We start from the raw sequence: 704 nt of genomic DNA on the forward strand, positions 1-704 counted from the left end.
ATGGTTTTGGGATGTTCAGTGCCCCGCTTTTTAACATATTGAAGCACACCATTAGGCTTGAAGAAGAACTCAACAACCTGCTGTCCTTTAGAGTCAAAAGTCTCATTTCCTGACAGCCAGTTTTCGATTTGGCTCTTCATTGCCCAGCCCGCTTTTAGTGTGACCTCGCTAGCTAAGGAACCGTTCTTACATTCAAATACACCGGAAGTCACTTCAACAACTTCTTTGTCACCAAAGGCAGGGGGAAACGTTTTATCTTCACCCAAGAATCTGACGCCCGCAGGAAAGGTTATTTCTGACGCCGGATTTTTAACGCTCACCCGTTTTATTGCACGGTCAGAAATCAAGCTCTCATCGCCCTGATAAACGATACGGGGTAATTGAGGCCTGTCTTTTGCGTAGGCTAAGATATATTCGTGTTCCCGGGTAAAGATTGATGCTGAGGTTCTTCCACTCTTCCAGATAAACCGCTCAACAAAATTATCTTCACCAAATATTTCATTGCATAAATTGGATAAATTAATAACCTCATGCTCATCTATCGATATGAATATAATTCCATCATCGGATAATAAATTTCTGGCCAATTTCAATCTGGGGTACATCATATTTAGCCAATTGTTATTGAATCTGTCTTTATAGATAAAATCCTTGCCTGTGTTATAGGGCGGGTCGATATAAATCATCTTCACTTTCTTGTGATA

General features: G+C 40.8%; 1 pseudogene. It reads right to left on the reverse strand.

The window, feature by feature from the left end:
* Positions 1-386: 386 nt before the first annotated feature.
* Positions 387-704 (reverse strand): annotated as a pseudogene (locus AAC854_RS22865) (DNA methyltransferase); the annotation flags it as partial.

The organism is Xenorhabdus entomophaga (genome assembly GCF_037996725.1).
Lineage (GTDB): Bacteria > Pseudomonadota > Gammaproteobacteria > Enterobacterales > Enterobacteriaceae > Xenorhabdus > Xenorhabdus khoisanae.